The sequence below is a fragment of the Intrasporangium sp. genome, assembly GCF_051961875.1.
Classification (GTDB): domain Bacteria; phylum Actinomycetota; class Actinomycetes; order Actinomycetales; family Dermatophilaceae; genus Intrasporangium_A.
In genome coordinates, this window is sequence record NZ_JBQCCV010000226.1 from 1 (window position 1) to 4,485 (window position 4,485).

Annotated in this window: 5 protein-coding genes; 3 read left to right on the top strand and 2 right to left on the bottom strand. The window is 71.9% G+C overall.

The window, feature by feature from the left end; all coding sequences use genetic code 11:
• Positions 1-87: 87 nt before the first annotated feature.
• Entirely contained in the window at positions 88-306 is a 219-nt protein-coding gene (locus ACTHJJ_RS13375) for a hypothetical protein (protein WP_440303431.1), read from the top strand.
• Between the two features lie 93 nt (positions 307-399).
• On the opposite strand, the gene ACTHJJ_RS13380 is transcribed toward ACTHJJ_RS13375, so the two are convergent.
• Positions 400-1,623 carry an acetyl-CoA C-acetyltransferase gene (locus ACTHJJ_RS13380; RefSeq protein WP_440303432.1) on the bottom strand — a complete coding sequence of 408 codons (1,224 nt, stop codon included), beginning with the start codon at positions 1,621-1,623 and terminating at the stop codon, positions 400-402.
• Positions 1,624-1,846: 223 nt separating this feature from the next.
• Between ACTHJJ_RS13380 and ACTHJJ_RS13385 the strand changes: the two genes are divergently transcribed.
• Positions 1,847-2,599 (top strand): hypothetical protein, encoded by a 753-nt coding sequence (locus ACTHJJ_RS13385; RefSeq protein ID WP_440303433.1) that lies wholly within the window; start codon positions 1,847-1,849, stop codon positions 2,597-2,599.
• Positions 2,600-2,604: 5 nt separating this feature from the next.
• On the opposite strand, the gene ACTHJJ_RS13390 is transcribed toward ACTHJJ_RS13385, so the two are convergent.
• Positions 2,605-3,672 carry an SGNH/GDSL hydrolase family protein gene (locus ACTHJJ_RS13390; RefSeq protein WP_440303434.1) on the bottom strand — a complete coding sequence of 356 codons (1,068 nt, stop codon included), beginning with the start codon at positions 3,670-3,672 and terminating at the stop codon, positions 2,605-2,607.
• A gap of 241 nt (positions 3,673-3,913) precedes the next feature.
• Between ACTHJJ_RS13390 and ACTHJJ_RS13395 the strand changes: the two genes are divergently transcribed.
• Positions 3,914-4,485, top strand: a 572-nt coding sequence (locus ACTHJJ_RS13395; RefSeq protein ID WP_440303435.1) for a pyridoxal-phosphate dependent enzyme, incomplete at its 3' end; no start/stop codon positions are given.

The following is a 4,485-nucleotide window of genomic DNA, read 5'->3' on the forward strand; positions in this document are numbered from 1 at the left end:
CCCCCCCCCCGGCGCGCCGCGCGGGGGGGCGCCGCGGGGGGGGGGGCGGGGGCGCCCCCCCCCCCGCCCCCCCCCCCGCTTTCCCGTATGCCGCTCGTCGCCACCCTCGTCCAGGGCCTCGCCGACGACGTGGCCGAGTCACGCGGACGGCCACTCCAGCCGGTGCCCGCACTCGGTCCGGGCGTCGTCATGGACCAGCTCACGGTCATGGTGCAGGACCACTGCGCCGCCTTCGACCCGACGAGGCCCGGCACCCGGGTCACGGACGTCGCGAGCGAGCTGAGCGGCATACGCAGGGCCCTCTGACAACGACGAACGGACCGCTCGTGGTCGAGCGGGCCGGTACACCGACCAGTTCGACCTCGAGCGGTCCGTTCGGGGAAGCGGGCGGGAGGGGCGTCAGGAGAGGCGCTCGAAGACGACCGCCATGCCCTGGCCGCCGCCGACGCACATCGTCTCGAGGCCGAACTGCTGGTCCCGCTCACGCAGCGCGTTGATGATCGTGCCGGTGATGCGCGCGCCCGTCGCCCCGAACGGGTGGCCGATCGCGATGGCGCCGCCGTTGACGTTGAGCTTGTCGTAGTCCATACCGAGCGCATCGGCCGAGCCGATGACCTGGGCGGCGAAGGCCTCGTTGATCTCGTAGAGGTCCATGTCGCCGATCGTCATGCCGGCCCGCTGCAGCGCGAGCCTGCTCGCCTCGATCGGGCCGAGGCCCATGATCTCGGGGGAGAGTCCGGACGCGGCCGTCGACACGACCCGCGCCAGCGGCTCGAGGCCGAGCTCCCTGGCCTTCGTGTCACTCATGACGACGAGGGCCGCGGCGCCGTCGTTGAGCGGGCAGCAGTTGCCGGCGGTCACGGTGCCGTTCTCGCGGAACACCGGGTTCAGGGCCTGCACCGCCTCGAGCGTCACGCCGGCCCGCGGGCCGTCGTCCTTGCTCACGACCGTGCCGTCGGGGGTCGTGATCGGGGTGATCTCCCAGTCGAAGAAGCCCCGGCCGATGGCGGCCTCGGCGCGGTTCTGCGAGGTGACGCCCCACTCGTCCTGGCGCTCGCGGGTGATCCCGTAGGCGGTTGCGACGTTCTCGGCCGTCTGGCCCATGGCGATGTACACGTCGGGCAGGGCGCCGTTCTCGCGCGGGTCGGTCCACGTCTCGTTCGTCTGGGCGAGCTTGGTGGTGCGCTCCTGGGCATCCGCGAACTTCGGGTTCTGCACGTCGGCGGCAGCGCCCCCGGCCCCGGCCCAGTTCGTGTACTGCGACACGCACTCGACGCCCGCGGAGACGAAGATGTCTCCCTCGCCGGCCTTGATCGCGTGGAAGGCCATCCGGGTCGTCTGGGCCGAGCTCGCGCAGAAGCGGTTGACCGTCGCGCCGGGCGTGGTGTCGAGGCCGAGGAGCGTCGCGACGACCTTGGCCATGTTGGACCCGTGGCGGCCCGACGGCTCCGCACAGCCGAGGTAGATGTCCTCGACGAGCGTCTTGTCGAGGGCCGGAACCTTGTCGAGCGCGGCCTGGATGACGGTCGCGGCGAGGTCATCGGGGCGGACCTCCTTGAGGCTGCCCTTGAAGGCTCGACCGAACGGCGAGCGGGCGGTGGAGACGATGACGGCTTCGGGCACGGGTCCTCCTCGATGGCGTGGGTAAGCGGGCGCTCACCCCAGAGGCGATCGTATGCCGCTCACCTCCTCCCGCGGAAGTGCTCGGGCCCGCATCGGGTAGCGGTGTGGCGGAGGACACGGGTCGGTGCCGGCGCAGGTGGTTTCGCTAGGGTCGTGCCCGACAGACGCGCACCGAGGCGCGTGAGGAAGAGCGCCCGCGGGGGCGCCCCACGGCAGGGGATTGATGACCACGACGATCCGTCGCACCGTCGCGCTTGCAGGAGCACTCGCCATCACGCTTGCCGCCGCCGGCTGCGCCAAGGACGAGGCGCCGGCCGCGAGCTCCGGCTCGACGGCCGCGCCGACGAGCACGAGCGCGTCCTCGACCACCACCGAGGCGAGCACGCCGAAGGCCTCCGACATCCTCGGCAAGGTCAAGGCGAACGCGCTCGCCGCGAAGTCCGCGGCCTTCGAGGGCGAGATCGAGCAGGGCGGCGAGAAGCTGAAGATCGCCTTCAAGGGCACGGCCGACGGGAAGACCTCGGACGTCCACCTCGAGCAGGCCGACATGGGCAAGATCCACCTCATCGCCGTGGACGGCCAGGTCTACCTGCAGGGTGACGAGAAGTTCTGGAAGGGGCAGGGCGCCCCGGAATCGGTGCAGAAGGCGGGCGACAAGTTCGTCAAGGCCCCCTCGAGTGCCGGCAGCCTGGCCGACCAGGTCAGCCTCAAGTCCTTCATGAACCAGGCCTTCGGGTCGGTCGGCAACAGCGACCTCGACGGCAAGGTCCGCTCCGAGGCCGTCGGCGGGGTGGACTGCTGGGTGCTCACCGACAAGTCCGGCAAGGACAACGGTGCCCTCTACGTGGCCAAGGACTCGATGCAGCTCATGCGCTTCAGCATGACCAAGGAGAGCCCCGGGCAGCTGACGTTCTCCCAGTGGAACGAGGACCTCGCCATCACCGCCCCGCCGGTCGACCAGATCATCACGCTCTGACCGCCCTAGGGCGAGCGGGCCTCGGAGCGTTCCGGGGCGTCCGGCTCGACGGGAATCTGCGGGGTCTGCGGGGTGGCACCGCCCGGCTGCGGCAGCGGGGCCAGGACTCGGTGGAGCAGCACCGCCCACCGGCCGCGCGGTCCGCGTGACTCGCCCCCGATCTCGGCCGGCCCCACCTCGCTGCCGGGCTGCCGGACGGCCTTCGTCGCCGTGACCGCGAGCGGGCCGACCTCCTCGCCCCGGATGCTCGGGGCGGCGACGGGCTCGCCGAGCAGCTCGAGGGCCGCGACGACGGAGGGCAGCAGGGCCGCCGCGACCCTGGCGTAGCCGGCGGGACTCGGGTGGAACCGGTCCTCGCTGAACATCACCTTCGGCTCGCTGCGGAAGCTCGGGCCCAGCAGGTTGCCGACCGACACGGCCCGCCCGCCCGCCTCGACCACCGCGACGGTCTGCGCGGCGGCGAGGTCGCGGGACCAGCGGCGGGCGAGCAGCTTGAGCGGCTGGGCCAGCGGCTCGATGGCGCCGAGGTCGGGGCAGGTCGCGACGACGACCTCGGCGCCCGTCTCGCGCAGGCGGCTCACGGCCATCTCGAGGTGGCGGACGGCGGCGGTGCGGTCGTTGCGGTGCGTGACGTCGTTCGCGCCGATCGAGATGACCGCGACGTCCGGTCGGGGAACCTGCTCGAGGGCCTGGATGACCTGGTCGCCCAGCTCGGGCGACTCCGCACCGACGATGGCCACGTTCGTCAGCTCGACCGGCCGGCCCGACAGGGCCGCGACGCCGTGGGCGATGATCGCCCCGATCGTCTGCTCCCGGTGTGCGGCGCCCATCCCCGCCGCGGTGGAGTCGCCCAGCATCACCAACCGGAGGGGCGCGCCCGCGCCGTAGCCGTAGATGCCGCTGTCGTCGGGAGCCCCGTCGAAGGGCGCGCCGACGATCCGCTTCGCGAGCTCCGCCTCGACGCGAAGCACGCCGTACCCGGCCAGCCCCAAGGCGCCCAGCGCTGCGGCCGCGCCACCTCCTCCGTAGACCGCCTGCTGCGCGATGCGGCGAGCGCGCCGTGCCCGACCCATTCCCGCTCCTCCTGTCGCCACTCAGCTCCGCGGATCGACTGTGCCCTCACGTTAACTCCCGGAAATGATGGGCGCCCCGCACTCGACCGACTCGTGACCTTCGACGGGAAGTGACGTGGCCCTTCGAGGGTGGGTGGTCCGTAGGGAGGGGCCGCGTCGAGAGGCCGGGCCGGCGACGCCCGTGAGGTGAGCGGCATACGGGTTGGTGGGGAAGGGGCGGAGCGTCTGGGAGGATGGCAGCGTGAAGTACGCAGAGCACGTCGCAGACCTCGTCGGGAACACCCCGCTCGTCAAGCTCAACACCGTCACCCGGGACGCGGGGGTGAAGTGCACCGTCCTCGCCAAGGTCGAGTACTTCAACCCGGGCGGCTCGGTCAAGGACCGGATCGCGCTGCGGATGATCGACACCGCGGAGCGCGAGGGGCTGCTGAAGCCCGGTGGCACGATCGTCGAGCCGACCAGTGGCAACACCGGCGTCGGGCTCGCCCTCGTCGCGCAGCGGCGCGGCTACAAGTGCGTCTTCGTCTGCCCGGACAAGGTCAGCCAGGACAAGCGTGACGTGCTCAAGGCGTATGGCGCCGAGGTCGTCGTGTGCCCCACGTCGGTCGCGCCGGACCACCCCGACTCGTACTACAGCGTCTCGGACCGGCTGGTGAAGGAGATCGACGGGGCCTGGAAGCCGAACCAGTATTTCAATCCGGAGGGGCCGAACAGCCACTACCACTCCACCGGTCCGGAGATCTGGGCGGACACGGACGGTCGCGTCACGCACTTCGTTGCCGGCGCCGGCACGGGCGGGACGATCAGCGGGAC

Excerpts from the sequence above, each read along its gene's own strand:
- ACTHJJ_RS13375 (WP_440303431.1), top strand. The coding sequence starts at position 88 with ATGCCGCTCGTCGCCACCCTCGTCCAGGGCCTCGCCGACGACGTGGCC.
- ACTHJJ_RS13385 (WP_440303433.1), top strand. The coding sequence starts at position 1,847 with ATGACCACGACGATCCGTCGCACCGTCGCGCTTGCAGGAGCACTCGCC.
- ACTHJJ_RS13390 (WP_440303434.1), bottom strand. The coding sequence starts at position 3,672 with ATGGGTCGGGCACGGCGCGCTCGCCGCATCGCGCAGCAGGCGGTCTAC.